Annotated in this window: 24 protein-coding genes and 1 other RNA gene; 13 read left to right on the top strand and 12 right to left on the bottom strand. The window is 73.7% G+C overall.

Going from position 1 to position 26,126, the window contains the following annotated elements:
* Positions 1–58 precede the first annotated feature (58 nt).
* Positions 59–775, top strand: a complete 717-nt coding sequence (locus tag AB5J87_RS24710) for a hypothetical protein (RefSeq protein ID WP_369379368.1) — start codon at positions 59–61, stop codon at positions 773–775.
* Positions 776–966: 191 nt separating this feature from the next.
* On the opposite strand, the gene rnpB is transcribed toward AB5J87_RS24710, so the two are convergent.
* Together rnpB and AB5J87_RS24700 are read right to left on the bottom strand one after the other, a co-directional pair.
* Positions 967–1,366, bottom strand: an RNA gene (rnpB, locus tag AB5J87_RS24705) — RNase P RNA component class A.
* A gap of 102 nt (positions 1,367–1,468) precedes the next feature.
* A complete protein-coding gene (locus AB5J87_RS24700; RefSeq protein WP_369379367.1) occupies positions 1,469–2,905 on the bottom strand; it encodes an RNB domain-containing ribonuclease in 1,437 nt (478 codons plus the stop codon).
* Between the two features lie 721 nt (positions 2,906–3,626).
* On the opposite strand from AB5J87_RS24700, the gene AB5J87_RS24695 reads away from it, so the two are divergent.
* A complete protein-coding gene (locus AB5J87_RS24695) occupies positions 3,627–4,367 on the top strand; it encodes a recombinase family protein (RefSeq protein WP_369379366.1) in 741 nt (246 codons plus the stop codon).
* A gap of 238 nt (positions 4,368–4,605) precedes the next feature.
* On the opposite strand, the gene AB5J87_RS24690 is transcribed toward AB5J87_RS24695, so the two are convergent.
* Positions 4,606–5,187 carry an XRE family transcriptional regulator gene (locus AB5J87_RS24690; RefSeq protein WP_369383661.1) on the bottom strand — a complete coding sequence of 194 codons (582 nt, stop codon included), beginning with the start codon at positions 5,185–5,187 and terminating at the stop codon, positions 4,606–4,608.
* A 288-nt stretch (positions 5,188–5,475) separates the two neighbouring features.
* On the opposite strand from AB5J87_RS24690, the gene AB5J87_RS24685 reads away from it, so the two are divergent.
* The 5 genes from AB5J87_RS24685 (at position 5,476) to eda (ending at position 8,696) form a co-directional block, all read left to right on the top strand.
* On the top strand, positions 5,476–5,700 hold the full coding sequence (locus AB5J87_RS24685) for a hypothetical protein (RefSeq protein ID WP_369379364.1): 225 nt from the start codon (positions 5,476–5,478) through the stop codon (positions 5,698–5,700).
* A gap of 130 nt (positions 5,701–5,830) precedes the next feature.
* Positions 5,831–6,331: a hypothetical protein gene (locus tag AB5J87_RS24680; protein WP_369379362.1), complete on the top strand. Its 501-nt coding sequence runs from the start codon at positions 5,831–5,833 to the stop codon at positions 6,329–6,331.
* A 32-nt stretch (positions 6,332–6,363) separates the two neighbouring features.
* Positions 6,364–6,621 (top strand): hypothetical protein, encoded by a 258-nt coding sequence (locus AB5J87_RS24675; RefSeq protein ID WP_369379360.1) that lies wholly within the window; start codon positions 6,364–6,366, stop codon positions 6,619–6,621.
* 562 nt (positions 6,622–7,183) lie between these two features.
* Positions 7,184–7,984: a peroxide stress protein YaaA gene (gene yaaA, locus AB5J87_RS24670; protein ID WP_369379359.1), complete on the top strand. Its 801-nt coding sequence runs from the start codon at positions 7,184–7,186 to the stop codon at positions 7,982–7,984.
* Between the two features lie 97 nt (positions 7,985–8,081).
* Entirely contained in the window at positions 8,082–8,696 is a 615-nt protein-coding gene (gene eda / locus AB5J87_RS24665) for a bifunctional 4-hydroxy-2-oxoglutarate aldolase/2-dehydro-3-deoxy-phosphogluconate aldolase (RefSeq protein WP_369379358.1), read from the top strand.
* Between the two features lie 304 nt (positions 8,697–9,000).
* Here eda and AB5J87_RS24660 read toward each other — a convergent pair whose 3' ends face one another.
* The 3 genes from AB5J87_RS24660 to AB5J87_RS24650 are packed head-to-tail and all read right to left on the bottom strand — an operon-like array spanning position 9,001 to position 11,830.
* Positions 9,001–10,245: a bifunctional RNase H/acid phosphatase gene (locus tag AB5J87_RS24660; RefSeq protein ID WP_369379357.1), complete on the bottom strand. Its 1,245-nt coding sequence runs from the start codon at positions 10,243–10,245 to the stop codon at positions 9,001–9,003.
* Complete coding sequence (locus AB5J87_RS24655) at positions 10,245–10,988, bottom strand: zinc ribbon domain-containing protein (RefSeq protein ID WP_369383660.1); 744 nt, start codon at positions 10,986–10,988, stop codon at positions 10,245–10,247. The genes AB5J87_RS24660 and AB5J87_RS24655 overlap by 1 nt, the downstream gene beginning before the upstream one ends.
* Complete coding sequence (locus tag AB5J87_RS24650) at positions 10,985–11,830, bottom strand: Nif3-like dinuclear metal center hexameric protein (RefSeq protein WP_369379356.1); 846 nt, start codon at positions 11,828–11,830, stop codon at positions 10,985–10,987. The genes AB5J87_RS24655 and AB5J87_RS24650 overlap by 4 nt, the downstream gene beginning before the upstream one ends.
* Before the next feature lie 218 nt (positions 11,831–12,048).
* Between AB5J87_RS24650 and AB5J87_RS24645 the strand changes: the two genes are divergently transcribed.
* Together AB5J87_RS24645 and AB5J87_RS24640 are read left to right on the top strand one after the other, a co-directional pair.
* Complete coding sequence (locus AB5J87_RS24645; protein ID WP_369379354.1) at positions 12,049–13,158, top strand: hypothetical protein; 1,110 nt, start codon at positions 12,049–12,051, stop codon at positions 13,156–13,158.
* A gap of 68 nt (positions 13,159–13,226) precedes the next feature.
* Positions 13,227–13,376, top strand: coding sequence for a hypothetical protein (locus AB5J87_RS24640; protein ID WP_369379353.1), 150 nt, complete (start codon positions 13,227–13,229; stop codon positions 13,374–13,376).
* A 75-nt stretch (positions 13,377–13,451) separates the two neighbouring features.
* Here AB5J87_RS24640 and AB5J87_RS24635 read toward each other — a convergent pair whose 3' ends face one another.
* The 3 genes from AB5J87_RS24635 to AB5J87_RS24625 form a co-directional block, all read right to left on the bottom strand.
* Complete coding sequence (locus AB5J87_RS24635) at positions 13,452–14,396, bottom strand: 3-oxoacyl-ACP reductase (RefSeq protein ID WP_369379351.1); 945 nt, start codon at positions 14,394–14,396, stop codon at positions 13,452–13,454.
* 110 nt (positions 14,397–14,506) lie between these two features.
* Complete coding sequence (locus AB5J87_RS24630; RefSeq protein ID WP_369379349.1) at positions 14,507–15,583, bottom strand: Zn-dependent alcohol dehydrogenase; 1,077 nt, start codon at positions 15,581–15,583, stop codon at positions 14,507–14,509.
* 35 nt (positions 15,584–15,618) lie between these two features.
* Entirely contained in the window at positions 15,619–16,473 is an 855-nt protein-coding gene (locus AB5J87_RS24625; protein WP_369379348.1) for a MaoC/PaaZ C-terminal domain-containing protein, read from the bottom strand.
* Between the two features lie 826 nt (positions 16,474–17,299).
* Between AB5J87_RS24625 and AB5J87_RS24620 the strand changes: the two genes are divergently transcribed.
* The 4 genes from AB5J87_RS24620 to AB5J87_RS24605 all read left to right on the top strand — a co-directional run bounded on the left by AB5J87_RS24620 (position 17,300) and on the right by AB5J87_RS24605 (position 21,019).
* Positions 17,300–18,238 carry an ABC transporter ATP-binding protein gene (locus AB5J87_RS24620; RefSeq protein WP_369379347.1) on the top strand — a complete coding sequence of 313 codons (939 nt, stop codon included), beginning with the start codon at positions 17,300–17,302 and terminating at the stop codon, positions 18,236–18,238.
* Positions 18,238–18,963, top strand: a complete 726-nt coding sequence (locus AB5J87_RS24615; protein WP_369379345.1) for an ABC transporter permease — start codon at positions 18,238–18,240, stop codon at positions 18,961–18,963. Before AB5J87_RS24620 ends, AB5J87_RS24615 begins: the two co-directional genes overlap by 1 nt.
* Positions 18,960–20,237 carry a histidine kinase gene (locus AB5J87_RS24610; protein WP_369379343.1) on the top strand — a complete coding sequence of 426 codons (1,278 nt, stop codon included), beginning with the start codon at positions 18,960–18,962 and terminating at the stop codon, positions 20,235–20,237. The genes AB5J87_RS24615 and AB5J87_RS24610 overlap by 4 nt, the downstream gene beginning before the upstream one ends.
* Positions 20,238–20,377: 140 nt before the next feature.
* Positions 20,378–21,019 (top strand): response regulator, encoded by a 642-nt coding sequence (locus AB5J87_RS24605; protein ID WP_369379342.1) that lies wholly within the window; start codon positions 20,378–20,380, stop codon positions 21,017–21,019.
* 70 nt (positions 21,020–21,089) lie between these two features.
* Here AB5J87_RS24605 and AB5J87_RS24600 read toward each other — a convergent pair whose 3' ends face one another.
* The 3 genes from AB5J87_RS24600 to AB5J87_RS24590 all read right to left on the bottom strand — a co-directional run bounded on the left by AB5J87_RS24600 (position 21,090) and on the right by AB5J87_RS24590 (position 26,078).
* Positions 21,090–22,517: an MFS transporter gene (locus AB5J87_RS24600; RefSeq protein WP_369379340.1), complete on the bottom strand. Its 1,428-nt coding sequence runs from the start codon at positions 22,515–22,517 to the stop codon at positions 21,090–21,092.
* Between the two features lie 187 nt (positions 22,518–22,704).
* Positions 22,705–23,892: a beta-ketoacyl synthase N-terminal-like domain-containing protein gene (locus AB5J87_RS24595; RefSeq protein ID WP_369379338.1), complete on the bottom strand. Its 1,188-nt coding sequence runs from the start codon at positions 23,890–23,892 to the stop codon at positions 22,705–22,707.
* Positions 23,893–23,909: 17 nt separating this feature from the next.
* Complete coding sequence (locus AB5J87_RS24590; RefSeq protein WP_369379337.1) at positions 23,910–26,078, bottom strand: acyl-CoA dehydrogenase; 2,169 nt, start codon at positions 26,076–26,078, stop codon at positions 23,910–23,912.
* Positions 26,079–26,126: the final 48 nt, after the last annotated feature.

The raw sequence follows: 26,126 nt of genomic DNA, 5'->3' as shown, positions 1-26,126 counted from the left end.
TGCCATACCTCTGAAATCTGCTCCCACCCGGTAGACCACCGGCGGCACAATGACGCCCGTGAGCAACGAAATATCCGATGACCCGTGGGCCCGGCGGGTGTATCTGACGTGGCTGGCCCGTGACACTCGCTACGCTCTGGCCTCCCTGACCGCCCTGATCGCCTATGCGCAGAACACTCCGGTCCCGCCAGCCGCCTGGGTCTGCTTCGAGGACTTCCTCTCCTTCCTCGGAAAGGTCTCCCGGACTCTGTGGCCCGCCGCTGGGAAGGGTCCGAACGGGACCGACAAGGGCTTGGAGTGGCGGACGCAGCGAGGTCCGTTTCTACGAAAGATTCTTGAGGTGGAGGACTCGTCCCCGCTGAAGGCCCGCGAAGTCCGTAACGGAAGTGAGCACTTCGACGAGCGTCTTGACGAGTGGATCGTCAGCCTGCCTCGCCCCACCGTCGAAGAGTGGCGGGCGGGCACCAAGCCCACATTCCCGGCTCCTCCCATGCGCCTCATAGACATAGAGGCCGGAACGATCCAAGTCGCCGGCGCGGACCTGGACCTGCGTTTCATGGCTGAGGAACTTCAGCGACTCCTGGCCAAGATCGAGGAGCTTGAGCCCTCAGCGGCCGCACTCCCCGCTGACTTGGCGGCTCTGCTGGCCACCTTGCCCCCTGTTCCGATCATCCCGTTCGACGCGCCCGCGCAGAACCCTGGTGGCATTCAAGCCTGGCTTGACGAGCAGAATTCCGCCGACCCCGGGACAGCAAGGGAAGACACCGAGGCGTAGACGCGCAACGCGGAGAGCCTCCCCGGCTCAGCCGACACCCACACCGCGCCGCCCAGTGTGGCTACCTTCACGGCTACCTTCGTAGCCGCGAGGTCCGGTTTGAACCGGTACGGAACGGGGTGAGGCGACGCCCAGGATTCCACGAGAAAAGGCCCCTGACCTGCAATATTGCAGGTCAGGGGCCTGTGGGGCAGACGAGTCGGGCTGTACGCCGGGTTCTGTCACCCGGTCGCCTCGCGGCGGCCGGGGAGACGGCCATCCATCTAGGACCGGCGTTGCCGCCGGCCTCGTGCGGTCTACCCGCGGACTCGGGCGGGCAGCCCTCGAACGTCCGCGCAGAGACACCGGGGTGTCTCCTCTTGACCTTGCTCCGGGTGGGGTTTACCTAGCCGCCTGGGTCACCCCAGACGCTGGTGGTCTCTTACACCACCGTTTCACCCTTACCGAGGACCGAGGTCCCCGGCGGTCTGCTTTCTGTGGCACTGTCCCGCGGGTCACCCCGGGTGGCCGTTAGCCACCACCCTGCCCTGTGGAGCCCGGACGTTCCTCGGGAAGATCCTGCGATCTCCACGCGGCCGTCCGCCCGGCTCGTCTGCCGTGCCGCCCATGCTACCGGGCTCGGCCGGTCCCGGACGCCGCGGCCCGGGCCCGCCGCGCGGCGTCCGCCTGTCCGGACTCCGCGATCGCCCGCGCTCAGGCCGGGGCGAACTCCACCTTCGCCGTGCCCGGGTCCGCCCGGGTCAGACGGACGCGCAGGCGCCCGCCCAGCGGGAGCGGGGCGGTGCCGCCCTTGACGCGGGCCACCACCGCCGGGTCGCCGAGGTGGACGGTGCCGACGGCCGGGGCGTCCTCCTCGACGTCGACCACCGTCGCCTCGAAGACCTCGCCCACCCGGTCCTTGAGCAGGGCCGCCTCGACCAGGTCCACGCACTCGCGCTCGGCGGTGTTCGCCCGCCGGTTGCCCTCGGCCATCTCCTTGGGCAGGGCGTCGAGCGCGGCCAGCACCCAGCCGGGGGCGTCGGCGCCCGCCACGGCCGCCAGGCACAGCTCGCTCGCGTAGCGGTCGGCGAGGCGGCGCAGGGGGGCCGTGCAGTGCGTGTACGCGTCGGCGACGGCCGCGTGCACCACGGGGTCCGGCAGCCGGCCGCCGGTGAACACGGTGTACCCGGCGCCGCGCAGCAGCGTGGTGCACTCCTGGAGGAACGCGGCGTGGCGCGGCTCGCGCGGGTCGAGGGAGCGGACGACCCGGGCGTACGGGACATGGTGCGGCCAGTCGATGCCCAGCGCCCCGGCCGTGCGCCGCAGCCGGGCCACCGCGCCGTCCGGGGCGGTGGGCAGGGTGCGCAGGATGCCGGTGCCGTACGCCAGCATCAGATGGGCCGCGGCGATACCGGTGAGCAGGGAGATCTGGGCGTTCCAGCCGTCGGCGGGCAGCGGGGCGCGGTACTCCAGGCCGTAGCCGCCGTCGCGCTGGACGACCTCCTGCTCGGGGACGTTGAGGGAGATGCCGCCCCGGGCGGCCTCCTGCTCCTCGCGCAGCCGCCCGATGTCGGCGAGCAGCGCGAGCGGGGGTTCGGCGGTGCCGTCGTCGATGCGGCGCTGCACCCCGTCGTAGTCGAGCTTGGCGCGGCTGCGGACGAGGGCGCGTTCGACGTGGGTGGCAGTGGCCGCCCCCTCGGCGTCCAGGTCGATGGTCCACAGGACCGCGGGGCGGACGCGGCCGGGCAGCAGGCTGGCGGCGTCCTCGGAGAGTACGGGCGGGTGGAGAGGGACGCGCTCGTCGGGGAAGTAGAGGGTGTTCACCCGGCGGTGGGCCTCGGTGTCGAGGGGGCCGCCCGGGGTGACGTACGCGGCGACGTCGGCGATGGCGTAGTGGACGCGGTAGCCGCCGTCCCGCCGGGCCAGGTGCATGGCCTGGTCCAGGTCCATCGAGGTGGGCGGGTCGATGGTGAAGAAGGGCAGGTCCGTGGCGTCGCGGACGGGCAGTCGGGGGGTGGCGGCGGCGCGCTCCGCGTCGGCGAGAACGTCCGGGGGGAAGTCCTCGGGGACGTCGAGGGTGGTGCGGAGGGCGCGCAGGGCGGTCCTCAGTGGGGCGGCTGCGCCGGTCATGCTCAGGTGGCGGCGAGGCATGCCCCGAGCCTAGGCCGCCCCCGCCGCCCCGGCCTCTTTTCGCCCCCGGGCCGCACACCCGGCCTCTTCTCACCCCCGGGCCACACACCCGGCCCCTTTTCGGCCCTGGGCCGCACACCCGGCCTCTTTTCGGCCCTGGGCCGCACACCTGGCCCCTTGTCGACCCCGGGGCCCGCATCCCGGCCCCATCGCGGGCCCGAGCCCGCCGCTGCCTCCTGGGGCGCCCGTCCTCTCTTCGCGGCTGCGCCCCGGACTCTCCGCTGCGGGCTCCGCCCGTGTTCTTCCCCCCCACCCCGCCCCTTCCCGATGCTCCGGACTGAGTGTTCTGGAGTGATCAGGTCGTGGCGGTATCAACGCAGGTCAGGCAGGCGGAGAACTTACTGGCCCCCACAAGGGGCATGGACAAGGTATGCACCCCTGTAGGGACCCTGGCTCAAGCTGCCGAGACTCTGCGCGGGGTCCGATGCGTGCGATTGTCGGTCCGCACGGACGAGACCACCAGCCCTGAGCGTCAGCGTGAGTCCGACGACCAGGCGACGGCAGCCCTCCGTATCAGCTTCGGCGAGGGCGCCGCACTGCGTGAAGCGGTCGACCTGGACGTGTCCGCGTCCAGGTCGACCCCTTCGAGCGTCCGCAGCTCGGCGCGTGGCTCAAGCGCCCCGACGACTTCACGGCCCTGGTCTTCTGGCGCTTCGACCGGGCCATCCGGTCCATGGGCGACATGCACGAGCTCGCGAAGTGGGCCCGCATGCCAGCCGAGCACGGCGGGGTGGGCTGGACACTCGTCCCCGACCTTGAAGCCATCGAGACCATAGAGCGGATCATTGCCGCTCTGGCGGAGGGAGACTCCCCCCTCACGATCGCCCGTGCACTGAACGCTGACGGCGTGCTGTCTCCGTCCGCCCACTGGGCCGCCTACCGGGCCCGCACGAAGCACAACGGGGCCAAACCCGAGGACAGCACCCACCCGAAGCGGAAGCGGAAGCCCGCGCAGTGGCGGGACAAGACCATCGTCAAGATACTCACGTCCCCCGCGATCATGGGATGGAAGATCCACCGCGGGAACCCGGTCCGCGACGACCAGGGCGCCCCGGTCCTGGCGGCAGAAAACGCGATCCTCACCCGCGAAGAGTTCGACTCGGCCGAGATCGCGGGGAAGCTCGCCCCGGTCTGGAAGGGCATCCCGCTTCTGGACGCCGGGCAGAAGCTCGACGGCACCGACGTGCTCCCGCTGACCGCCGGGACCAGCGGCAAGCAGACCGGCGACATCTACGCCGTACGCTTCGGGTCCACCGAAGCAGACTCCGGGGTCACCGGCCTGACCAACGGCGGCGTCCAGACCACCGACCTGGGTGAGTCCCACGACAAGCCCGTCTACCGCACCCGCATCGACTTGTACTGCGGCCTCGCCCTCTTCGGCGGCAAGGCCGCCGCACGGCTGACCAACGCCCTGGTCGGCTGAACCAGACCACGTAGCCCCCGCGCTCGTCACCCTTCGGGGCGGCGGACGCGGGGGGTTCGGCGTGCCCGCGAACGCTGGCTTTCGAGTGCCTGCATGACGCTGGAGATGTTCGGCTGTCGGTCCCCGGCAGCCGCGTGGTCCGTGCACCGGTCGGCCTCTACCCTTGTCATGAGGAGCCGGAGGGGCAGGGAGTGCTTTTCGGGGGGAGAGAGAGTCTCCAGAGCGGCCCGCGTGCGGCTCAGGGCTGTCGCGGCTTGGCCCGCTCCCACAGTTCCTCGCTGTGCTCCGCGAATCGGTCGAACATGCCCCCGTCCCCCTGGCGGCGTAGATGCAACAGGGGTGAATCGTGGCCGACCAGACGCGCCAGATGGGGCGTGACGAGTGCATCGTGGTCGAACCGGAAGACGGACAGGCTCACGTGATTGATCGCGTCGAGAGGGGACGAGAACCGTGTCTCCACGCCCTCCACGGGACCGAGGCGGTCAAGGTGCTCCAACGTGGTCCTGATGCGTGTGGACACGGTCAGTGCCACATCCTCGATGGCCTCACGCTGGCGTGTCACTTCGCCCTCGGGGTCGCCGAGCAGGAAGCGGACCCGGCATCCGGCCTCGGCCTTCCGCCGGATCGTCTCAGCAAACTGGGGAACCTGGCTCCAGAAGAAGTAGTTGGTGAACCCGGCGAAGAACAGTTCGGCCGTCGCGCCTTCGACAAGGCCAGCCCATACGGTTGATGGGCAGGCGGACCGATAGGGGTAACTGTGAACCATCTCCCGGTCGTTGCCGGTCTTGATCCGGTCCTTCACTGCCTGCGGCCACAACATCTCTTCATCTACTCCCAGCGCCCGAGCGGCATCCTCGCGGTTTCGTAGGTGCGGTGTCAGCGCCGCGTCCGCGAGCCATCGTTCCACTTGCTTCAGCGATACCCCTACCCGGTGTGCCAACTGGCGGGGCGTAACACCCGCATCGTCCATGGCAGAACGTAAGGCGGTGTTCAAGTCAACCCCTTCGGCGCAGACGTTCGGGCCTTCTGGAGACCGTACCGACGAACGCTCCGACTGTCCCGAGATGATGCGGGGATGGGTCTAAAAGGGTGCGTCACGATGCGAAGCATGGCTACGACATGGAAGCCCGGGACCCCGGTGTACGACATGGCCAGTCAGATGGTCGGAGAGGTGCGCGAGCAGCGCGGGCTCATGCTGACGCTCACCCGCCCGTCCGGTCTTCGCTGGCAGACACGGGCTATCGCGGTACGGGACGCCAATGACCGCGAGCTCCTCCAACTGCGAGCCCTGCGCAAGCATCACCGCAACACCCGGCGACTCCCGCGTTCCTAGACTCCTCACCCGGCCGCACACCACCGTGAAGCGGAATTCGTCGGGTGAGGTCCAAGCGCCCGCCCCGGCTGGTGGAAACCCTGGACAGGTCAATCAACCAGGGCGGGCTCCTATCAGGGAGGTACCGCACATGCGCGATGCACGGACCCTACTGACCCCTGACGGGTTCGGGGGTGTGGTCGCAACAGTTCGCGACAACAATCCCGACATGCCCGACGCTACGGCACAGCGGATCGTGGTGGAAGCGCTCAAGTTCGTTACCGCCGCAGCCCAGTTCCCCACGGTGAAGATCACCCCGTCCAACGTCGTGGACGAGGGATGGCATGCGCTGATCCTGCACACGGATCTGTACGAGAAGCTGTGTAACCGGCTCGGCCGCTTCGTGCACCACTGGCCCGAGCGCCCCGACCAAGAGCGGCACGACCCTCACGCACTGACCCGCACGGTAGCGCTGATCGAACAGGTCGGGTACAGCGTGGACGGCGAGCTGTGGACGGGACCGGCCACGGCTTTGGTCGCCGTGGCCGCGAACTGCTCCCACACGCCGAAGCCGGGAGGGTGCGGGCCCATCAACCCCGGCAAGTGCGCTTCCCACTGCTCGGGAGGCGGCGGGGAAGGTGATGATGGCTAGGCTTCCTGCACCTACAGCTGAGAGGTGAGGGCATGGACGCGGAAGAGGCCCGCCAGACGGACGTCAAGCTGCGGCGGATGGGTATCCCGTGGGTAGTCGCGCCGGTAGATCCGGAGGCCCCGGCGGGGAAGTGGGGCGTGTACGACAGCGTCGAACCATCGACCCGCAAGCCCATCACCCCTGACGTGCTGGGGGATGTCATGGCGAAGCTCCGCGCAACCCGCCCTGTGCCATCAGGGAAGCGACAGGCCCCGACGAGGGGATTCGCCCTCCTGCCCAAACAGGACTGACAAGTCGGTGCGGCCCCGGTCAGCGTCTACGTGAACGCCGGCCGGGGTTCTCGGCTGCGGTCCAGCCGCCACCGCGCCTACCGAGAAGCCGTCCGAGGCTCCGTCCAAGCCGTCTGGCATCCCGTCGCCGGACACGGTGCAGCAGGCCGCGAAGTCGTCGTTCTGCTCGTAGATCAGTCCCAGACGGGGAACAAGCCCCGTTCGGCCACAGTGCTGGGCGGGGCTTCCTTGTGCCCTGACCAGTCCCTACCCTCGGAACCCCTACTTACGAGCATCGGGGCTTCCCGAAAGCCCTCGGGCGGGCGGCCGGTTCGTCGTCTGCGGGCCGGTGGGGGCTGGTCGCGCAGTTCCCCGCGCCCCTCGATGCCCAGGGGCGCGGGGAACTGCGCGAGCGGCCCAGCACGGTTCGCAGGCGGGCGTACAGCGGGGGCCGGGGCCCCGCTTCTGGGGGCCCGGGGTCGCCCCGCCCACCCCCGGAGGGTTTGGGGAAGGGGTGGGGTGGGGGCTTAATCTGGGGCCCGGGGCCGCACCCCCTCCCCCAGCCCCACCTCAAGGAGACCCCGTGCTCGTGCTGCTGCCCCCCTCCGAAGGAAAGGCCGACGGGGGGCGCGGAGCCCCGCTCAAGGAGGACTCGCTGGGGCTCCCGGGCCTGGCGCCCGCCCGTACCGCCGTCCTCGACGAGCTGATCGAGCTGTGCCTCGGCGACGAGGACGAGGCCCGCGCCGTGCTCGGCCTCAGCGAGGGCCTGCGCGGCGAGATCGCCAAGAACGCCGAGCTCCGCACCGCCGGCACCCGCCCCGCCGGTGAGATCTACACCGGCGTCCTCTACGACGCCCTCGGCCTCGCCACCCTGGACGCCGCCGCGAAGCGCCGCGCCGCCAGGTCGCTGCTCGTCTTCTCGGGGCTGTGGGGCGCCGTACGCATCGGCGACCGCATCCCCTCGTACCGCTGCTCGATGGGCGTGAAGCTGCCCGGCCTCGGTGCGCTCGGGGCACACTGGCGGGGCGTGATGGACCCGGTGCTGACGGAGGCCGCCGGGACCGGGCTCGTCCTGGACCTGCGCTCGTCCGCGTACGCCGCTGCCTGGAAGCCCAAGGGCGAGGTGGCCGGGCGGACCGCGACCGTACGCGTGCTGCACTCCCAGATCGTCGACGGCGTCGAGAAGCGGTCGGTGGTCAGCCACTTCAACAAGGCCACCAAGGGGCGGCTGGTGCGCGACCTGCTGCTGACCGGGGCCGTCCCCGCCGACCCGGCGCGGCTGGTGGAGGCCCTGCGCGACCTGGGGTACGTGGTGGAGTGCGCGCCGCCCGCCAAGGCGGGGAAGCCGTGGGCGCTGGACGTGGTCGTGGAGCAGATCCACTAGCGGTCCCCACCAGGCCGTTCAGAGGCGGCCCCGCCAGGCTGTTGCGCAGGGCGCAACGCTCGTTGCGCCCTGCGACACCGCCCGGCAGGATGCGCGTATGACCTCCGTCCTGGACCTCGCCCCCGTCCTGCCCGTGGTCGTCGTCGACGACGCCCGAGACGCCGTTCCGCTCGCGCGGGCGCTGGTGGCGGGCGGGCTGCCCGCGATCGAGGTGACCCTGCGCACGCCCGCCGCGCTCGACGCCATCCGGGCGATCGCGGACGGTGTGCCGGAGGCGGTGGTCGGGGCCGGGACCGTGGTGTCGGCCGCCGGGGCCGACGACGCCGTGGCGGCCGGGGCGCGCTTCCTGGTCAGCCCCGGCTGGACCGGCGGCCTCCTCGACGCGATGGCCGCGTCCGGGGTGCCGTTCCTGCCCGGGGTCTCGACCGCCTCCGAGGTGGTGGCGCTCCTGGAGCGCGGGATACGGGAGATGAAGTTCTTCCCGGCCGAGGCGGCGGGCGGTACGGCGTATCTGAAGTCGCTGGCCGGGCCGCTGCCCGCCGCGCGTTTCTGCCCCACCGGCGGCATCTCGCTCGCCTCGGCCCCGGAGTATCTGGCGCTGCCGAACGTGGGGTGCGTGGGGGGTACGTGGATGCTGCCCCCGGATGCGCTGGCCGCGCGGGACTGGGGGCGGGTGGAGGGGCTGGCGCGGGAGGCGGCGGGGCTGCGCTGAGGCCGGCGGGACCGGGGCGTCGTTCGTCCGCGGGCCGTGGTGGGTTGCTCGCGTCGTTCCCCGCGCTCCTGGAAACCCGCCTTCGTCCGCCGACCGTGATCGCTCCTCGCGCCGTTCCCCGCGCCCCTGGAAACCCGCCTTCGTCCGCCGACCGTGGTGGGTTGCTCGCGCCGTTCCCCGCGCTCCTCAAAGCCTTTGGCTGAGCCGGCTTTTCCGGTTACCGGGTACCCCCTGGGGGCGCGGGGAACTGCGCGACGAGGACCCACCGGGCCGCAGGCGAAGTCCGGGCCCGAGAGGGGGCGGGTCAGCGCAGGTGGCCCGTGTCGTTCAGGAGGCGTACCGACGCGTTGCCGTCCCCGTAGTACGCCACCGCCGACAGCGACGCCGCCGAGAGTTCCATCCGGAACAGGGACTCCGGCGGGGCCCCGAGTGCCAGGCGGATCAGCGTCTTGACCGGGGTGACGTGGGTGACCAGCAGCACCGTGCGGCCCGCGTACGCCGCCGTCAGGCGGTCCCGCGCCGCCGAGACCCGCCGCGAGACCGTCGCGAAGCTCTCGCCGCCGCCGGTCGGGGCCGCCTTGGGCGAGGCCAGCCAGGCGTCGAGGTCGTCCGCGTACCGCTCGCGCACCTCGCCGAAGGTCAGCCCCTCCCACGCCCCGAAGTCCGTCTCGCGCAGCCCGTCCTCGACGCTCACGTCCAGACCGAGCCGGGCCGCGACCGCCGCCGCCGTCTCGCGGCAGCGGCGCAGTGGGGAGGAGACGACCGCCTGGATCGTGCCCCGGGCGGCCAGCGCGGCGGCCACCTGCTCGGCCTGGCGGCGGCCCGCCGCCGACAGCTCCGGGTCGGTGCCGCCGCTGCCCGAGAACCGCTTCTCGGGGGTGAGCGCCGTCTCGCCGTGCCGCAGCAGGACGAACGTGGTGGGCGTGCCCAGGTCCGGCCCGCTCCACCCGGCGGCCGGAGCCGCGCCCGAACTCCGCGCGGGGGCCGGGACGGTGGCGGCCGGTGCCGCCGGGGCCGTGGACGACGCCAGCGCCGCCCGCGCCCGGGCCGCGCCCGCCGTCGCGTCCCCGACGACCCGGGCCGCACCCGAGTCGGTGGTGCCGAGCGCGGCCGTGGACGCCGAGGGCTCCCACTGCTTGCCCCGCTTGCCCGCGTCCATGGCCTCGTTGGCGAGCCGGTCCGCGTGCTTGTTCTTCTCGCGCGGGATCCACTCGTAGGTGACCTGGGCGGGCGGCAAAATCCGCCCGGCCTCGGCCGCGAGCGGCTTCATGTCGGGGTGCTTGATCTTCCAGCGGCCCGACATCTGCTCGACGACGAGCTTGGAGTCCATCCGGACCCGGACCTTCGCCGCCGGGTCCAGCGCCTTCGCCGCCTTGAGCCCGGCGATCAGGCCCTTGTACTCGGCGACGTTGTTGGTCGCGACGCCGATGTACTCCGCCGCCTCGGCCAGCGTCTCGCCCGTCACCGGGTCGAGGACCACCGCGCCGTACCCGGCCGGGCCCGGGTTGCCCCGGGAGCCGCCGTCGGCCTCGACAACGAACTGCCGCACTACAGGCCCGACTCCGCCGTACGGACCAGGATCCGGCTGCAGTTCTCACAGCGCAGCACGGTGTCCGGGGACGCCGCGCGGACCTCGGCGACCTCGGTGATGTTCAGCTCCAGCCGGCAGCCCTCGCACTTGCGCTGGTAGAGCCGGGCCGCGCCGACGCCGCCCTGCTTCTCGCGCAGCTTGTCGTAGAGCTTCAGCAGGTCGGCCGGGATCACCTCGGCGACGACCGCGCGCTCCTTGGCCACCTCGGCGCTCTGCGCGTCCAGCTCCTGCTGGGCGGTGTCGCGGCGGGCGGTCGCGTCCTCGGTCCGGGCCTGGACGGAGGAGACCCGCTCGGTCAGCTCGGCGGCGCGCTCCTGGGCGGACTCGCGGCGCTCCATGACCTCCAGGACCACGTCCTCCAGGTCGCCCTGGCGCTTGGCGAGCGAGGTGATCTCGCGCTGGAGGGACTCCAGGTCCTTCGGCGAGGAGACGGCGCCCGAGTCCAGCCGCTGCTGGTCGCGGGCGGCGCGCTGGCGGACCTGGTCGACGTCCTGCTCGGCCTTGGTCTGCTCGCGGGCGGTGTCGCTCTCCTCGGTCTGCGCGGCGACCAGCAGGTCGCGCAGCTGGGTCAGGTCCTTGGTGAGCGACTCGATCTCGGCGTGCTCGGGCAGCGACTTGCGCTTGTGCGCGAGCTGCGCGAGGCGTACGTCGAGGGCCTGGACGTCGAGGAGGCGGATCTGGTCGGCGGGCGCGGCGTTCAGTTGGGGGCTCCAGAAGAGTGGTGGGATGACCAGGGGTCGGTGACCGACTTCGAGACGTGGACCCGCAGGTCCCAGCCGTGGCGGTCGGAAATCTCGTCGAGCTGTGCGGCGGCCTGCTCGCACCAGGGCCACTCGGTGGCCCAGTGGGCGGCGTCGATCAGGCCCAGCGCGGAGTGCTGGGTGGCCTCCGACACCGGGTGGTGGCGCAGGTCGGCGGTGAGGAAGACATCGGCCCCCGACGCCCGTACGGCGTCGAAGAGGCTGTCGCCGGAGCCGCCGCTGACCGCGACGGTCCGCACCAGGGCCCCGGTGTCGCCCGCGACCCGGACGCCCTGCGCGGTGGCGGGGAGCCGGGCCGCGGCGTGCGCGGCGAACTCGCCGAGCGTCATCGGGTGGTCCAGCTCGCAGATCCGGCCGAGGCCCCGGCGGCCCGAGGGGTCGGTGGCGTCGGGCACCAGCGGGCGGACGACCCGGATGTCCAGCGCGCCCGCGAGGGCGTCCGAGACTCCGGGGTCGGCGGTGTCGGCGTTGGTGTGGGCGACGTGCAGCGCGATGTCGTTCTTGATCAGGGTGTGCACGACCCGGCCCTTGAAGTGGCCGGTGGCGACGCTCGTCGTCCCGCGCAGATAGAGCGGGTGGTGGGTGACGACCAGGTCGGCGCCGAGCCGCACGGCCTCGTCCGCGACCTCCTGCACGGGGTCGACGGCGAACAGCACGCGCCGGACCTCGGCACCGGGATCGGCGACGTCCCCGCACACGGTGCCGACCGCGTCCCATCCCTCGGCCCGCTCGGGCGGCCAGAGGGCGTCGAGCGCGGCGATGACTTCAGACAGACGGGGCACGGGGACAGGTTACCCGCGACCGGCGCCGCGCCCACCATGGACGGGGGCGCGGACGCTGGTCAGCCGGGCCCGGCCGGGACCGTCGTCCCGCTGCACATCCGTCACCCCGCTCACCGGCGAATCGCCCGACGGCCACCCTTTGGTGTGAAGCGGGTGGTCTCGTGTTGTTCGGCAGGAAGTGCGAAAACTAGCTTCTTGGGCCGGAGGTGAGCCATCTCATGACGGCCTTGGCCATAGAGACCGCAGCCGGGGGCGGAGCGGTCCGGCAGACGGAGTTCACGATCAGCGCGGACGGCTCCTACGCGGCCCGTCTGGTGCGGTTCGAGGGCGACGGCGACCGCTGGTTCCCGGAGCGCTGGACGCTCGACGGCCCCGAGCCGTACGCGGTGCCGCTGCCCGGCAACCAGCCGGAGGAGCCGGACTCCTCGGTGCTGCCGATGGGCGACGGGCGGGTGCTGATCCACCGCCGGATCGCCGACCGGGACGTCTTCGCGCTGCTCTACCCGGCCGGCACCGGCACCGGAGAGCTCGCCCTGGGCACGGTCGCCCGCGACCGGGAGGACCGCCGGCTGACCCTGCTGCCGCCGTCGCCGAACGGCAGCTGCGCGTACGCCCTGGCCGTCGGGGTGGAGACCAGCACGCTGTGGCTGGTGGCGGGCGGCGCCTTCGGGCCCGAGCCGGTGGCCACCCTCGACGGGCGCTGCTCGGGCGGCGTCTGGCTGGACCGGACCGGCCGGATGCTGGCGCTCGACCGGGAGCTCGACGGGCGCACCAAGGCGGTGGCGGTGGACCTGGAGCGCGGCGGCGAGGTGACCGAGCTGCTGCGGATCACCGAGGAGAGCCAGGACCGGCTGCTGCTCGCCGACCCGGACACCGGACTGCTGCTGCTGCGCTCGGACGCCCCCGGCCACGACCGGCTGGGCTGGGGCGTGCTCGGCTCGACGCTGCCGGTGCGCTTCCCGGAGTGCCTGCGCCCGGCCGACGCGGCGGTGACGCCGTTCGCCATCCAGCCCGGCCAGCTCCTGATGCCGGAGAGCTGCGCGGTGGCGCTGCGCATCGACGCCGCCGCCGGGACCTGGGTGGGGGTGTGGCGTCCGGCGGGACGGCGGCTGCACCAGCTGCCCGCGCCCGAGGGGTGGCTGGCGGGGTCGGGGCTGTGGACCCGGGACGGCGTGCTGCGGCTGCCGTGCGCCACGGATCTGCTGCCGTGCGCGGTCGCCCAGGTGCGGGCGCCGGTGGACGTGCCGCGCCCCGCGCCCGTACCGGCAGCGCCCCGCGCGCCCCGGCCCGTACCGCTGGCGCAGGCACCGCTGACCGGCCGCCCCTAGGCCCGCGCGGTCTCGCTAAGATCCACCGCGAACGCAACGGGCGACATTCAACGGGGTGACAGCACCACATGTCCGAGACACTGACCGCGTCCGCCGACGCGACCACGGACTCCGACGGCCACGGCAAGCACCGCGGCGGCGCCGCGGCGACCGAGGAATCGGCCACCGAGGCCCACGGCCGCCACCGGCGGCAGAACGAGGGCGGCGACCTCGGCTGACCACGGGGACGCACGGCGAAGGGCCCGGGGAGCACTCCCCGGGCCCTTCGCCGTCCCTCGCCCGGTCCTTCTCCCTCAGTCCTTCTTCAGCCCCAGCACCTCGGCCGCAGCGAAGGTCTCGTGCGCCGGGCGGCCCGCGTAGTACGGGGAGAGCAGCCCGTCCAGCTCCTCGTACGAGAACGCCTCCTTGGCGGTGTCGAACTTGGCGGCCACCCTGGGGCGTTCCACGATCGCCACCATGCCGCCGTGCACCACCATCAGCTGGCCGTTGACGTGCCCGGCCGCCGGGGAGGCCAGATAGCCGACCAGCGGGGCGACGTGCTCGGGCGCCAGCGGGTCGAGCTGCCCCTCCCCCGGCTCCTGGAAGCCGGCGAAGACGTCCTCGGTCATCCGGGTGCGGGCGCGCGGGCAGATCGCGTTCGCCGTGACGCCGTACTTGCCGAGCGCCAGGGCCGTGGAGGTGGTGAGCCCGACGATCCCGCCCTTGGCGGCGGCGTAGTTGGGCTGTCCGGCCGAACCGGCGAGGAACGCCTCCGAGGAGGTGTTGACGATCCGCCCGTACACCGGGGCGCCCGCCGCCTTGGAGCGCTCGCGCCAGTGCGCGGCGGCGAAGCGGGTGGTGTTGAAGTGGCCCTTGAGGTGGACGTGGATGACCGAGTCCCACTCGGCCTCGGTCATCGAGAAGACCATCCGGTCGCGCAGGATGCCCGCGTTGTTGACCAGCACGTCCAGTTTCCCGTACGTGTCGACCGCCAGCCGGACGAGCTCCTCGGCCCCTTCGTGGTCGGCGACGTCGCCGGTGTGGGCGACGGCCGTGCCGCCCGCCGCGCGGATCTCGGCGGCGACCCGCTCGGCGGGCCCGGCCGACGCCTCGCCCGAGCCGTCCCGGCCCGGCTGTCCGAAGTCGTTGACGACCACGGACGCGCCGAGCCGGGCGAGTTCCAGCGCCTCGGCCCGGCCGAGGCCGCGGCCGGCGCCGGTGACGATCGCGGCCAGGCCGTCGAGTGGCAGTACTGGCATGCCGGTCGGTCCTCTCGGGATACGGGGATATGGGGGTACGGGTACGGGACTGCGGGGTGCGGGGATGCGGCGGCCGGGGTCACCGGGTCGGGGGACGGCGGCGGCCCGGGTCAGAGCTCGACGCAGGTGCGCAGGGCTTCCCCGGTGCGCATCTGGTCCAGGGCGTCGTTGATCCCGCCCAGCGGCACCCGGTGGGTGATCAGGCCCGCCAGGTCGATGCGGCCCGCCCGCCACAGCGCGATGGCCCGCTCGTAGGAGCGCAGCACGTCCCCGCCGCCGTACAGGGACGGCAGGATGCGCTTCTCGTCGAAGAACAGCTCGAACATGTTGACCTGGAAGAAGTCGTCCATGGCGCCCGCGCCGACCACGCACAGCGTGCCGCCGCGCCGGGTCGCCGCGTACGCGGTGCGGGCGGTGGCCGACTTGCCGACGACCTCGAAGACGTAGTCGAAGCCCTCGCCGCCGGTGATCCGCTGCTTGGCGTCGTCGAGTTCGCTGGGCGAGAGCGCCTCGGTGGCGCCGAAGGAGAGGGCGGCCTCGCGCCGGGACGCCACCGGGTCGACCGCGACGATCTGCGCCGCGCCCTGCACCCGCGCGCCCTGCACGGCGGAGATGCCCACCCCGCCGCAGCCGATCACGGCGACCGACGAACCGGCGGCCACCTGGGCGGTGTTGATGGCCGCGCCGAGGCCGGTGGTCACGCCGCAGCCGATGAGCGCGGCGATCTCGTACGGCACGTCCTGCGGTATCGGGACCGCGCACCCGGCGTCGACCACCAGCTCCTCGGCGAAGGTGCCGGTGCCCGCGAAGCCGAACACGTCGCCGCCGGGGCGCTTGAAGTTGGGGGTGCCCGCGTTCATGAACCCGGAGAGGCAGAGCTGGGTCTGGCCGCGCCGGCAGGACGGACAGGCGCCGCACGCGGGCAGCCAGCTGACCAGCACCCGGTCGCCCCGGGCGAGTCCGGTGACGCCGTCGCCGACGTCGAGGACCTCGCCCGCGCCCTCGTGGCCGGGGACGAAGGGAGCGGGCTGCGGGAGGACCCCGGTCATGGCCGAGATGTCGGAGTGGCACAGGCCGGTCGCCCGGACGCGGATCTTCACCTTCCCCGGCCCGAACCCCACCGCCTCGACGTCGTCGAGCACATCGAGCTTGTCCTGGCCGATCTCGTGCAGTACGGCTGCGCGCATGGTGCGGTCCCCTCTGATCAGGCAGTCCAGACGGTTCAGACGTATTCGACGAGCGTGTCGGAGAGCACCGGCGCGTCGTCCCGCTCGACGGCCGTCACCGACACCTGGACGCGGCCCTCACCGGCCCACATCCGCACGCGCAGGGTCTCGCCGGGGAAGACGACCCCGGTGAAGCGGGTGGTGTACGAGCGGACGCGGGCCACCTCGCCGCCGAGCAGGGTGTCCACGACCGCCTTGAGCGTGATGCCGTAGGTGCACAGGCCGTGCAGGATCGGCCGGTCGAAACCGGCGAGTTCGGCGAAGGACGGGTCGGCGTGGAGCGGGTTCCAGTCGCCGGAGAGCCGGTACAGCAGCGCCTGGTCCTCGCGCACGGGCCGCTCCACCACGTGGTCGGGGGCGCGGTCGGGCTGCTCGGTGCGCCCCGAGGGGCCGCGCTCGCCGCCGAAGCCGCCCTCGCCGCGCACGAAGATCTGGGCGTCGCTGGTCCACAGCGGGCCGTCCGCGTCGGCGGCCTCGGTGCGGAGCACCAGGACGGCGGCCTTGCCCTTGTCGTAGACGGCGGCCACCTTGGAGGTGGAGAGGGCCTCGCCCCGTACGGGGATGGGCCGGTGCAGCGTCACGGCCTGGGCGCCGTGCAGGACGGCCGCCAGGTCGATCTCGATGCCGGGCGCCGAGAGCCCGCCCACCACGCCCATGCCCGCGCCCGCGACGGTGGCGAACGAGGGGAGCACGTGCAGCCGGGACTCCAGGGTGTAGCGCAGTTCGTCGGGGTCGGTGGCGGGGACGCCCGCGCCGATGCCGAGGTGGTAGAGCTGGATGTCCTTGTGGTCCCAGGCGATCGTGGTCGACCGGGGCTCGGCGGCGAGCGCCTTCGCGGCGTCAATGGGCATACGGGGGCTGCTCCTTGGAGGTGGAAGACCTCGGCGCGGCCGTCCGCACCGTCGGCCGCACCGAGGCCGTGCGGGGCCGGCTCGGGGAGCCGGAGTTAGAACGCGTTCTAGGCTCGATGGGCCCTATGTATAACGCAGCGGCCCGGGATTGGGAACACATCTGACGAGCCGTCAGTCAAACCGCCCCCACCGACCTGCGACCCGTACCGAACCCCTCCTGGCCGGACTTCGCCCGCGGCCCTCTTGGGCCGGACTTCATCTGCGGACCGTGCTGGGCTGGCCGCGCAGTTCCCCGCGCCCCTGTTGGACCGGGTGTTCGTCTGCGGGCCGGTGGTGGGTTGCTCGCGCAGTTCCCCGCGCCCCTTGTCAGGCCCGGACTCCGCCTGCGGACCGTGCTGGCTCACTCGCGCAGTTCCCCGCGCCCCTCTTGGGCCGGACTTCGGCTGCGGACCGTGCTGGGCCGGTCGCGCAGTTCCCCGCGCCCCTGAAGGCTGGTGGCCGAGCTGGGTTCTCCGGCTGCCGGTACCCCCCAGGGGCGCGGGGAACTGCGCGAGGAGCGGGCACGGTCCGCAGACGAACGAGGCTTTTCAGGGGCGCGGGGAACTGCGCGAGAAGCGGGCACGGTCCGCGGACGGAGGCGGGTTTCCAGGGGCGCGGGGAACTGCGCGAGAAGCGACCGCCGGGCCGCAGACGACCACCCGGCCCAAAGGCCCGCGCGAGCAACCGCCCACGGCCCGCGGGCGAACGGCCGCAGGACATTTGTCCCGGTGAACCCCGTACAAGAACCTCTGCCGCCCCCACCACCCCGCTCCGTACCGTCACAGCCATGACCCAACCAGCACCCCCCGCGGTGACCTTCACGGCCGTGGCCAAGGCGTTCGGCCCCGTGCGGGCCGTCGACGGCGTCGACCTGGAGATCCACCGGGGCGAGACCGTCGCCCTCCTCGGCCGCAACGGCGCCGGCAAGTCCACCTCGATCGCCCTGCTGCTCGGCCTCGACGAGCCGGACGCGGGCGAGGTGCGGCTGTTCGGCCGCTCCCCCGGCCGGGCCGTACGCGCCGGGCTGACGGGCGCGATGCTCCAGGAGGGCCAGCCCATCCCCCGCGTCACCGTCCGCGAACTCGTCGCCTTCGTCGGCTCCACCTACCCGCGACCGATGCCCGTCGACGAGGCGCTGGAGCTGGCCGGTCTGACCGCCGTCGCCGGGCGCCGCGTCGACCGGCTCTCCGGCGGCCAGGCCCAGCGCGTCCGCTTCGCGGTGGCCCTGGCGGGGGCGCCCGCGCTCCTCGTCCTGGACGAGCCCACGGCCGCGCTGGACGTGGCGGCGCGCCGCGCCTTCTGGGACTCGATGCGCGCCTACGCGGCCCGCGGCAACACCGTGCTGTTCTCCACCCACTACCTGGAGGAGGCCGACGACAACGCGGACCGGATCGTCGTCATCGACCAGGGCCGGATCGTCGCCGACGGCACCGGCGAGCAGATCAAGCGGGCGGCGGGCGGCGGCCTGGTCTCGTTCGACCTGGCGGGCGGCCCCACCGCGGGCCTCGCCGCACTGCCCGGCGTGGTCGCGGTCGAGGTGCGCGGCGACCGGGCCCGGCTGCGCAGCGACGACCCGGACGCCACGGTGGTGGAGCTGGCCCGCCTGGGCGCGGTGCGGGGCCTGGAGGTGGCCCCGGCCAGTCTGGAGGACGCGTTCCTCACGCTGACCTCGACCGTCGCGTCCCCCGCCGCCGTCCCTCCCGTACGCGAAAGCGAGACCGTCTGATGCCCGGCTACATCCTGCTCGAAATCCGCCGCACGCTGCGCGACGTGTCGTTCGTGGTCTTCGGCATCGGCATGCCGGTCCTGATGTACCTGCTCTTCACCAACGTCGGTTCGGGCGACGGCGATTCGGCCGAGTGGCGGACCGCCTCGATGGTCGGCATGGCGGCGTACGGCGCGCTGGGCGCGTCCCTGAGCACCGGGACGGGCGTGGCCGCCGACAAGACCGCCGGCTGGCTGCGGCAGCTGCGCGTCACCCCGCTGGCGCCGTCCCGCGTGGTGGCGGGCCGGGCGGTGAGCGGCTCGGCGACCGTGCTGCCCGCGATCGTCGCGGTGCTGGCGGCGGGCGCGCTGGTCAACGGCGTGCGCCTGGACGCCTGGCAGTGGGCCGCGCTGACCGTGCTGCTGTGGGCCGGGGCGCTCCCCTTCACCCTGCTCGGCCTCGGCAACGGCTACCGGCTCACCCCGCAGGCGATGGGCGTGGTCAACACGGCCTGTCTGATGGGGCTGGCGGTGATCGGCGGACTGTGGTTCCCGCTCTCGGCCTTCCCCCACTGGCTGGCCTCCGTCGCCGCGTACACCCCCGCCCACCGCTTCGCCGACCTCGGCTGGGCCGTCTCGCACGGCTCGGCGCCCGGCGCGGCGACGGTCGCGGTGCTGGGCGCCTGGCTGCTGGCGTTCGGTTCGTACGCCGTGTTCTCCTACCGACGGTCCGCGAGGACGCTGTGAGCACCATGGACGGGTACGGGAACGGGGAGAACGAGACAGTGGCACGACTCCAGCCGAGGCTGCCGGAGCTGAGGAAGGCCGCCGCCGCGCGGTCCGCGCGCCGCGGGTGCGCGCGCGACGCCGACCTGCCCGGCCCCCCGGCCAGCGGCTACACCCTGCTGCCCTGGCTCCTGATGGGGCTGGGCGCGTTCTCCAACCTCGTCCAGGGCAGGACCCCCAACCCGTGGGTCGGCGGCGCCGGTCTGCTGGCCTTCAACTCGCTGTACATCACGATCTCCTTCCGCGCCTTCGTCAAGGAGAAGCGGGAGAGCCGGTCGACGCTCGTCATCCTGGCCGCGATGGCAGCGATCACGTACGGCCTGAGCATCCGCTACGGCGGCACCTGGCTGTTCTTCTTCCCGCTGCTCTCGCTGGCCTGCGGCGCGGTGCTGCGGGACCGGCAGCTGGGTCTCGTGATCATGGTCCTGGCGAGCTCGGCGGGCGCGATCTCCGGCATGAAGTCGGGGGCGGTCTGGAACAACGTGACCATCGCGTACGGAACGTTCCTGTCCGGCATGGTCACCGCGGCCGTCCTCTCGCTCTCGCAGACCGTGCGCGAACTGCGCGACACCCGCCAGGAGCTGGCCCGCACCGCAGTGGAGAAGGAGCGGCTGCGGTTCTCGCGCGACCTGCACGACCTCCTCGGCCACACCCTCTCGGTGATCGTGGTGAAGTCGGAGGCAGCCCGCCGCCTCGCCCCCCGCGACCTCGACGCGGCGCTCTCCCAGGTCGCCGACATCGAGTCGGTCGGCCGCCAGGCCCTCACCGAGATCCGGGAGGCCGTCACGGGCTACCGCGAGGGCAGCCTCAGCACCGAACTCGACCGGGCCCGCTCGGCGCTCACCGCGGCCGACGTCGAGCCGGTGGTCCGCCAGTCCGGCCCGCCGCTGGCCAAGCAGACGGAGGCGCTGCTGGGCTGGGTGGTACGGGAGGCGGTGACCAATGTCGTACGGCACAGCGGCGCGTCCCACTGCGAGATCGTGGTCGACGGCGCGCCGGAACGGGTCCGGCTGAAGATCACCGACGACGGCCGCGGCGCCGCCCCCGGCCCCGCCACCGCCCCCCGGACCGGCGGCACGGGCCTCAAGGGCCTGACCGAACGCCTGGCCTCGGCGGGCGGCTCCCTCCGGGCCGGTCCGGGCCCGCGCGGCGGCTTCCAGGTGACCGCGGAACTCCCGGTGGACCCGCTCGACGCGGAGTTGGAGGCGGAGCTGGAGAGGGAGGCCCGGGGGTGAGGGCGGTGGGCAGGGGTGCGGGCCGTGGCCCGGGGGCGGGTGCGGTGGCCCGGCCGCTCGCCGGCGGCAACCGGGGGCCCGGGGACATCGCGCCGGGGCTCCACGGCTCCGGGCGGGCGCCCTCCCCGTAGCCTGCCCCCATGAACGAGATGCCCCAAGACCACCGCCCCGCGAAGTCCGTACGCGTTCTCCTCGCCGAGGACCAGGGGATGATGCGCGGGGCCCTCGCCCTGCTGCTCGGGCTGGAGGAGGACATCGAGGTCGTCGCGCAGGTCGGGGCCGGGGACCAGATCGTGGACGCGGCGCTCGTCGCGCGGCCCGACGTGGCGCTCCTCGACATCGAACTGCCGGGCCGCAGCGGGCTCGACGCCGCCGCCGACCTCCGCGAGGAGTGCCCGGACTGCCGGGTGCTCATCCTGACCACGTTCGGGCGGCCCGGGTACCTGCGGCGGGCGATGGAGGCGGGCGCGGCCGGGTTCCTGGTGAAGGACGGGCCGGTGGAGGACCTGGCCGAGGCGATCCGGCGGGTGCTGCGCGGCGAGACCGTCATCGACCCGGCGCTCGCCGCGGCGGCGCTCAGCGCGGGCTCCAACCCGCTGACCGCGCGCGAGCGGGACGTCCTGAACGCCTCCGTGGACGGCGCCACCGTCGCCGACATCGCGGGCAAGCTGCACCTGTCGGAGTCGACCGTGCGCAACTACCTGTCCTCGGCGATCGGCAAGACCGCCACCCGCAACCGCATGGAGGCGGTACGGGCGGCCCGCCAGCAGGGGTGGCTCTAGCCGGACGGCCCGGCCGATCCGGACGGCCGGGACCGCCCGAATGTCCCGGACGGCCCGGACGGCCCCGCCCTCACCGCTTCGCCGACGGCGTCCTCGGCAGCCACACCAGGGCCACCACCGTGCTGGCGAGCAGGACGAAGCCGCCGGTGCGGAAGGCCAGGGCGTAGCCCTCGGTGAGGGACTCGGGGGTGAAGGAGTCGCCGGTGCGGGCCGTGGCCGCCGTCGACAGGATCGCCAGGCCCAGCGCGCCGCCCATGGTGCGGGAGGTGTTGACGAGGCCGGAGACCAGTCCGGCCTCGCCCGGCGCCGCGCCCGAGGTGGCCAGGGAGGCCAGCGGGGTGGTGGCCAGGCCCGCGCCGGTCATCATCAGGATGCCGGGCACCAGGATGGACATCCAGTACGGGTCACCGGCCTGCATCGTGGACTGCCAGCCGAACCCGGCGGCGGCGATCAGCACGCCCAGCACGGTGAGGTTGCGGGTGCCCGTCACCGGCATCAGCCGGGGCGCGATCTTGGCGCCGAAGACGATGCTCAGCGAGCTCGGGATGAGGGCGAGCCCGGCGCCGAGCGGGGTGTAGCCGAGGACGTTCTGCGCGTACAGCGTCATGAAGTACCAGGTGCAGAAGGTCGCCGAGCCGCAGGCGAACATCACCACGTTCGCCGAGGAGACCGCGCGCAGCCGCAGCAGCCGCAGCGGCATCAGCGGCGCCGCCGCACGGGACTCGACGAACAGGAACGCCACGAGCAGGGCCACCCCGCCGAGCAGCGGGGCAAGGGTGCGGGGCGCGGTCCAGCCCGCCTCCTCGGTCTGCACGATGCCGTACGCCAGGACGCCGAGCCCGCCGGTGACGGCGACCGCGCCCGGCAGGTCCAGCCGGTTGCGGGCGCCCGCGCGGCTCTCCGTGATCCACAGCGCGGCGGCGGTCAGGACGAGCGCGCCGACCGGCACGTTGATGAGCAGCACCCAGCGCCACGACAGCGTGTCGGTGAGCACTCCGCCGACCAGCCCGCCCGCCGCGCCGCCGCCCGCGCCGACCGCCGCCCAGGTGCCTATGGCCCGGGTGCGGGCGGGGCCCTCGGGGACGGCGGCGGTGAGGATGGTGAGGGTGGAGGGGGCGAGCACGGCGGCGCCGAGCCCCTGCACGGCCCGCGCGAGCAGCAGCTGCCACCCCTCCTGGGCGAGCCCGCCCGCCAGGCTGGCGGCGGTGAACAGGCCGAGCCCGACGAGGAACATGCGCTTGCGCCCGTAGAGGTCCCCGGCACGGCCGCCCAGGAGCATGAAGCCGGCGTACGCGATGGAGTACGCGTTCACCACCCACTGCAGTCCGGTCGGGCTCATTCCGAGGCCGGACTTCATGGAGGGCAGGGCGACGTTGACGACGGACACGTCCAGGACGACGAGGAACTGTCCGGCGCAGGCGGCCAGGAGAACGAGCCAGGTACGGGCGGTGGGGGTCCGGGTGGGTAGGGAGGCGGTGTCCGCGGGCGCTTGAACCATGCGGGCCATGGTCGCACGGGGGTTCGCCTCCCCACCCCGCCCCGTCCTCAAGCCCGGCTCGACCAGGTGGAGTTGGGCAGGTGGCGGGGCTGCCCGGATCAGCGCCCGGACCGGGGCCGCCACGACGTGTGGCCGGGCAGGGGATGCCACGACGGGTGCCCGGGCGGGGACGCGGACCGGGGCGCGGCTATTTCCGCAGGAGCGTCACCACCGCCGCGCCGCCCAGCCCGATGTTGTGGGCCAGCCCCACCCGCGCGCCCTCCACCTGCCGGGCCCCCGCCTCGCCGCGCAGCTGCCAGACCAGCTCCGCCGTCTGGGCCAGGCCCGTCGCGCCCAGCGGGTGGCCCTTGGAGATGAGACCGCCCGAGGGGTTCACCACCCACCGGCCGCCGTACGTCGTCGCCCCGGACTCCACCAGCTTTCCCGACTCGCCCTGCGCGCACATGCCCAGCGCCTCGTACGTCAGGAGCTCGTTGACGGAGAAGCAGTCGTGGAGCTCGACGACGTCCACGTCGTCGATGCCGAGGCCCGAGCGCTCGAAGACGGCCCGCGCCGCCCGGCGGGTCATCCCCGCGCCCACCACGTCGACGCACCGGCCGGAGGCGAACGACTCCTCCGTGTCGGTCGTCATCTCCTGCGCGACGATCTCCACCGCGCGCCCGGCCAGGCCGTGGGCCGCGGCGTACTCCGCGGAGACGACGACCGCCGCCGCCGCGCCGTCCGAGGTCGGGGAGCACTGGAGCTTGGTGAGCGGGGCGTGGATCTCCTTGGCCGCGAGGACCTCGGCCACCGAGTACTCGGTGCGGAACTGGGCGTAGGGGTTGTGCACCGAGTGCCGGTGGTTCTTGGCGGCGACGGCCGCCAGCTGCTCGGGCGTCGTCCCGTACGCCGCCATGTGCTCCCGCGCCGCGTTCCCGAAGATCTGCGCCGTGGGCGGGCTCGCCGCGAAGCCGTGGGCGGCGGCCATCACGCCGTAGTGGCGGGCCACCGGGGAGACCGCGAAGTCCCCGCCGTCGCCGCCGCCCAGGGCGCCCCGGCGCATCTTCTCGAAGCCCAGCGCCAGTACGCACTCGGCCGCGCCGCCCGCCACCAGCTGCCGCGCCAGGGTCAGCGCGCTCGCGCCGGTCGCGCAGTTGTTGTTGACGTTGTGGACGGGGACGCCGGTGAGCCCCAGTTCGTAGGCGGCGCGCTGGCCCGCCGTGGACGGCTGGAAGCAGTAGCCCGCGATCACCTGCTCGACCCGCTCGTAGGGGAGGCCCGCGTCGGCCAGCGCCGCCGCTCCCGCCTCCCGGGCCATGTCCCAGTACTGCCACTGCCGGGACTCGGGCTTCTCGAACCTGGTCATGCCGACCCCGGCGACACAGCTGGCGCGCACGGGCCCTCACCTTCCCCTCAGTCTCGTGGCAGGCCGAGGATGCGCTCGGCCACGACGTTCAGCTGAACCTGGGTGGTGCCGCCCGCGATGGTCAGGCAGCGGGACATCAGAAAGCCGTGCACGGCCCCCGCCGCCGGGCCCTCGGCCACCGCGCCCGCGGGGCCGAGGAGTTCCAGGGCGAGTTCGGCCACCTTCTGCTGATGGGTGGTCTGCACCAGTTTGCGTACGCTGGCGCCCGCGCCGGGTTCGAGCCCCGAGACCTGCCGCAGGGTGGTGCGCAGCCCGATGCAGGCGAGCGCGTGCGCCTCGGCGGCCAGGGCGCCGATCCGGGCCCGGCAGGCGCCGTCGAGCTCGCCCGCGCGGGCGAGCAGCGCTTCGAGGCCGGTGTCGAAGGCCACCTGGTCGGCCATGTGGACGCGCTCGTTGCCGAGGGTGTTGCGGGCGACCCGCCAGCCGCCGCCCGGCTCGCCGACGACCGCGTCGGACGGCAGCCGGGCGCCGTCGAAGTACACCTCGTTGAAGAGGGAGTCGCCGGTGATCTCCTTGAGCGGGCGGATGTCGATCCCGGGCGTGTTCTTCATGTCGACGAGGAAGTACGTCAGCCCCTCGTGCTTGGGGGCGGCCGGGTCGGTGCGGGCGAGCAGGATGCCGTAGTCGGCGGTGCGGGCCGAGCTCGTCCACACCTTCTGGCCGGTGATCCGCCAGCCGTCGGGGGTGCGTTCGGCCCGGGTGCGCAGGGCCGCGAGGTCCGAGCCCGCGCCCGGCTCGGAGAACAGCTGGCACCAGTGGAGGTCGCCGCGCAGGGTCGGCGGCAGGAAGCGCTCCTGCTGCGCGGGCGTCCCGTACGCGAGCAGCGAGGGCACCACCCAGGCCGCGATCCCCAGCTCCACCGGCCGCACCCCGGCCGCCCGCAGCTCCTCCTGCACCACCAGCTGCTGGACCGGGTCCGCGCCCAGCCCGTACGGGGGCGGCAGGTGCGGGACCGCGTAGCCGGTGGGGGCGAGGGCGCGGCGGGCCGCCGCCGGGCCGAGGCCGCGCACCGCCTCGGCGGCGCGGCGGGCCGGGGCCCGGAACTCCTCGGCGCGGGGCGGCAGATCGGTGCGCAGCACCCGGCGCGCCCCGGCCCCGGCGAGCGCGACGGCCCGCTGGCGGTGGACGTCCCCGGCGCCGAGCAGCTGGCGTGCGACCAGGGCGCGGCGCAGATGGAGGTGGGCGTCGTGCTCCCAGGTGAAGCCGATGCCGCCGAGGATCTGGATGCAGTCCTGGGCGCAGGAGAAGGCGGCGTCCAGGGCGGTGGCGGCGGCGAGCGAGGCGACCAGCCCGCGCACCCCGGCGCCGCTCTCCCGGACCTCGTCCTGCGCCACCCGGGCCGCGTCCCACACCAGTGCCCGGGCGCGTTCCACCCGTACCAGCATGTCGGCGCACAGGTGCTTGACCGCCTGGAAGGCGCCGATGGGGCGGCCGAACTGCTCGCGCACCTTGGCGTGGGCGACGGCGGTGTCCAGCGCCCAGCCCGCCGTGCCGCACGCCTCGGCCGCGAAGAGCACGGCCGCCAGATCGGGTACGAGGGCGGGGCCGGCCGCCAGGGCGCGGTCGGCGGGGACGGCCGCGGCGTGCGCGGTGACCTCGGCGGTGGGGCGGGTGGGGTCGGCGCTGTCGTGGGCGCGCACCGCGAGGTCCGCCGCGTCGACCGCCAGCCACACCGTGCCCCGGCCGCTCCCGGCGGCCAGGACGAGCAGATCGGCCTGGGCCGCGGCGAGGACCGGCGGGGCGGCGCCGTCGAGCGTCCAGCCCGCCGGGCCGGGGACGGCGGTGAGCGTGCCGGGGCCGAGCGCCACGGCGGCGACGCGGTCCCCGGCGGCGACGGCCCCGGCCAGGTCGGCCCGGCCGCCCCGGTCCAGGACGGCCGCCGCGAGCGTGCTGGGCAGATAGGGGCCGGGCAGCGCGGCGCGGCCCGCCTCCTCCAGGACGACGGCGAGCTCGGGCAGGCCCCCGCCGCCGTGCCGCTCGCCGAGGTGGATGCCGAGCAGCCCCTGCGCGGCCAGCGCGTCCCAGTAGGGGGGCCGGGCGGCGGGGTCGGGCGCGTCGAGCAGTGCGCGCACCCGGTCCATGGGCGCGGCCCGGCCGAGCAGCCCGCGCACCGATCCGGCCAGCTCCCGGTGTTCCCGGGTGATCCCGATTCCCATGCGCTCTCCCCCGCCGACCGCGAGCCGTCACTGGAACGGCGACAGACT

The sequence above is a fragment of the Streptomyces sp. cg36 genome, assembly GCF_041080675.1.
In the GTDB taxonomy this organism is placed as follows: Bacteria; Actinomycetota; Actinomycetes; order Streptomycetales; family Streptomycetaceae; genus Streptomyces.
The sequence above is the reverse complement of the archived record's forward strand: the minus strand, read 5'-3'. Positions and strand labels throughout refer to the sequence as shown.

Coding starts and splice junctions, on each gene's coding strand:
- AB5J87_RS24700 (WP_369379367.1), bottom strand. CDS start 2,905: ATGCCTCGCCGCCACCTGAGCATGACCGGCGCAGCCGCCCCACTGAGG.
- AB5J87_RS24695 (WP_369379366.1), top strand. CDS start 3,627: ATGCACGAGCTCGCGAAGTGGGCCCGCATGCCAGCCGAGCACGGCGGG.
- AB5J87_RS24690 (WP_369383661.1), bottom strand. CDS start 5,187: ATGTTGTGGCCGCAGGCAGTGAAGGACCGGATCAAGACCGGCAACGAC.
- AB5J87_RS24685 (WP_369379364.1), top strand. CDS start 5,476: ATGGCTACGACATGGAAGCCCGGGACCCCGGTGTACGACATGGCCAGT.
- AB5J87_RS24680 (WP_369379362.1), top strand. CDS start 5,831: ATGCGCGATGCACGGACCCTACTGACCCCTGACGGGTTCGGGGGTGTG.
- AB5J87_RS24675 (WP_369379360.1), top strand. CDS start 6,364: ATGGACGCGGAAGAGGCCCGCCAGACGGACGTCAAGCTGCGGCGGATG.
- eda (WP_369379358.1), top strand. CDS start 8,082: ATGACCTCCGTCCTGGACCTCGCCCCCGTCCTGCCCGTGGTCGTCGTC.
- AB5J87_RS24645 (WP_369379354.1), top strand. CDS start 12,049: ATGACGGCCTTGGCCATAGAGACCGCAGCCGGGGGCGGAGCGGTCCGG.
- AB5J87_RS24640 (WP_369379353.1), top strand. CDS start 13,227: ATGTCCGAGACACTGACCGCGTCCGCCGACGCGACCACGGACTCCGAC.
- AB5J87_RS24635 (WP_369379351.1), bottom strand. CDS start 14,396: ATGCCAGTACTGCCACTCGACGGCCTGGCCGCGATCGTCACCGGCGCC.
- AB5J87_RS24630 (WP_369379349.1), bottom strand. CDS start 15,583: ATGCGCGCAGCCGTACTGCACGAGATCGGCCAGGACAAGCTCGATGTG.
- AB5J87_RS24625 (WP_369379348.1), bottom strand. CDS start 16,473: ATGCCCATTGACGCCGCGAAGGCGCTCGCCGCCGAGCCCCGGTCGACC.
- AB5J87_RS24620 (WP_369379347.1), top strand. CDS start 17,300: ATGACCCAACCAGCACCCCCCGCGGTGACCTTCACGGCCGTGGCCAAG.
- AB5J87_RS24615 (WP_369379345.1), top strand. CDS start 18,238: ATGCCCGGCTACATCCTGCTCGAAATCCGCCGCACGCTGCGCGACGTG.
- AB5J87_RS24605 (WP_369379342.1), top strand. CDS start 20,378: ATGAACGAGATGCCCCAAGACCACCGCCCCGCGAAGTCCGTACGCGTT.
- AB5J87_RS24600 (WP_369379340.1), bottom strand. CDS start 22,517: ATGGTTCAAGCGCCCGCGGACACCGCCTCCCTACCCACCCGGACCCCC.
- AB5J87_RS24590 (WP_369379337.1), bottom strand. CDS start 26,078: ATGGGAATCGGGATCACCCGGGAACACCGGGAGCTGGCCGGATCGGTG.